The organism is Mycobacteriales bacterium, from assembly GCA_035504215.1.
Lineage (GTDB): Bacteria > Actinomycetota > Actinomycetes > JAFAQI01 > JAFAQI01 > DATAUK01.
Genome location: DATJSI010000113.1, coordinates 1 through 2,318 on the forward strand (window position 1 = coordinate 1; position 2,318 = coordinate 2,318).

Here is a 2,318-nt window from a genome sequence, read left to right on the forward strand (position 1 = left end):
GACATGGCCGGGCGGGCCTCGGTCGAGCTGAAGGGCCGCGAGCTCGGCTTCGACCTGTCGGAGAGCAAGGACGTCATCGGCCGGGTCACCGACAAGGTCAAGGAGCTCGAGGCGCGCGGTTACTCGTTCGAGGCCGCCGACGCGAGCTTCGAGCTGCTGCTCCGCGACGAGCTGGCGGGTGAGCGCAGGCGGCACTTCACCGTCGAGTCCTGGCGGGTGATCGTCGAGCAGCGCGAGGACGGCGCCGTCACCAGCGAGGCGACGGTCCGGCTGGTCGCCAAGGGCGAGCGCGTCATCGCCGTCGGCGAGGGCAACGGCCCGGTCAACGCGCTCGACCGGGCGCTGCGGTCGGCCCTCGAGCAGACCTTCCCCGAGCTCGCCACCCTCGAGCTGACCGACTTCAAGGTCCGCATCCTCGAGGGCACCTCCGGCACCGGGGCGATCACCCGGGTGCTGGTCGAGTCGGGCGACGGCACCGGCGACACCTGGTCCACCGTCGGGGTGGACGAGAACGTCATCTCCGCGTCCTGGCACGCTCTCGAGGAAGCCGTCAGCTACGGGCTCCTGCGGGCCGGGCGCACGCTCGACTGAGCCGTGCGAGCGGGCGGGAAGGGCGGAGCACGCGACCGTTCGATATGAATGATTTGATACCCCGATCGCGGACCCGGCACTGGACGGCATACCTTAGGCACATGGATGAGAAGGAGATCATGGCGCGGATCAGCGGGCTGATCGAGACCGAGCACGAGCTCCGCGCTCAGCTGGCCGACGGCTCGCTGAGTTCGGAACAGGAGCGGGCGCGTCTTCGTTCTGCAGAAGAGGCGCTTGACCAATGCTGGGACCTGCTGCGCCAGCGTCGGGCCAAGCAGGAGTTCGGCGAGAGTCCGGACGGCGCCGTGGTGCGCCCGGCAGCCGAGGTGGAGGGGTACCAGCAGTAGCCCGGCCGCCGGCGGCAGATTGTGCGAAGGAGCATTGTGCGTATCGCAAGGTTCGCCAAGGGCGACGGCGTCGCCTACGGCGTCGTTGAGGGCGAGTCCGGGTCGCCGCAGACGGTCGAGGAGCTGTACGGCCATCCGTTCGGCATCGACCCGGCGGGCGTCCGGCTCACCGGCAACCGCTACCCGCTGGCCGAGGTGCGGCTGCTCGCCCCGGTGCTGCCGTCCAAGGTGGTCGCGGTCGGCAAGAACTACGCGGGGCACGTGCGGGAAATGGGATCGGACGATGTGCCCGCCGAGCCGGTGCTGTTCCTCAAGCCGTCGACCTCGGTGACCGGCCACGGCGACCGGATCGCCTACCCGGTCAAGCTGACCGACCGGGTCGACCACGAGGGCGAGCTAGCGGTGATCATCGGCCGGCTCTGCCGTGACGTGCCGAAGGAGCGGGCGGACGAGGTCATCTTCGGTTATACCTGCGCCAACGACGTGACCGCGCGGGACCTTCAGGCCCGGGACGGCCAGTGGACGCGGGCGAAGGGCTTCGACACCTTCTGCCCGCTCGGGCCGTGGATGGAGACCGCCGCCGACCCGGCCGACCTGGGCATCACCACCACCGTCAACGGGGACGTGCGGCAGCACGCGCGGACCAGCGAGCTGCTGTGGGACGTGCCGTCGCTGATCGAGTACGTGTCGTCGGTGATGACCCTGCTCCCCGGCGACGTGCTGCTCACCGGCACCCCCGAGGGCGTCGGCCCGATGACCGCCGGGGACGAGGTCAGCGTCACGATCGAGTCGATCGGCACGCTGACGAACCGGGTCACGATCCGCGACTAGACGGCGGAACGGCCTAGGCCCCGAGGCGCGCCCGCAGGTGCCTGAGCTGCCGTTCCGCGTGCGCCTTGGGCCAGCTGTGCCCGCTGTAGGGGTACACCGCGATCTCCTTGTCGGCCGCCCGGATCTCGTTGTACGCCGCGTACACGGTCGACGGCGGGCAGATGTCGTCCATCAGCCCGACGCTGACCAGCGTCGCGGCCGTGATCCGGCGGGCCAGCAGCGCGCAGTCGATATAACGGAGCGTGTTCAGCGCCTGCGGGACGAGCTCGACGTTCTCGGCCAGGAACTCCGGGATTTCGGTGTAGGGCGGGTTTGGCGCGAGCGTGATCGCGCGCTCGATGTCGCACAGGAACGGCACGTCGGCGTGGCACACGGCCACCGCGTCCGGCCGCAGCGCGGCGGCCGCGAGCGCGAGCGCGCCGCCCTGGCTGCCCCCGCTGACCGCGACCGGGCGGGAGGACCCCGCGAGCTCGCGCGCGGTGTCGACCGCGAGCGCGGCGTCGGTGAACATCCGGGTGTAGTAGTACTCCTCCGGGGTGGTGATGCCGC

Annotated in this window: 4 protein-coding genes; 3 read left to right on the plus strand and 1 reads right to left on the minus strand. The window is 70.7% G+C overall.

Going from position 1 to position 2,318, the window contains the following annotated elements; genetic code table 11:
• From VME70_13905 to VME70_13915, 3 genes are all read left to right on the plus strand, one after another.
• The coding region (locus tag VME70_13905; GenBank protein HTW21293.1) for an alpha-isopropylmalate synthase regulatory domain-containing protein at window positions 1–591 on the plus strand (591 nt) is incomplete at its 5' end.
• Between the two features lie 101 nt (window positions 592–692).
• Window positions 693–938: a DUF2630 family protein gene (locus VME70_13910; protein HTW21294.1), complete on the plus strand. Its 246-nt coding sequence runs from the start codon at window positions 693–695 to the stop codon at window positions 936–938.
• A gap of 36 nt (window positions 939–974) precedes the next feature.
• Complete coding sequence (locus VME70_13915; GenBank protein HTW21295.1) at window positions 975–1,769, plus strand: fumarylacetoacetate hydrolase family protein; 795 nt, start codon at window positions 975–977, stop codon at window positions 1,767–1,769.
• A gap of 13 nt (window positions 1,770–1,782) precedes the next feature.
• On the opposite strand, the gene VME70_13920 is transcribed toward VME70_13915, so the two are convergent.
• Window positions 1,783–2,318: acetylxylan esterase (locus VME70_13920; GenBank protein ID HTW21296.1), on the minus strand; the 536-nt coding region annotated here is incomplete at its 5' end.

What these genes read in the sequence shown, in the direction of transcription:
- VME70_13910 (HTW21294.1), top strand. Translation starts at nt 693, where the DNA reads ATGGATGAGAAGGAGATCATGGCGCGGATCAGCGGGCTGATCGAGACC.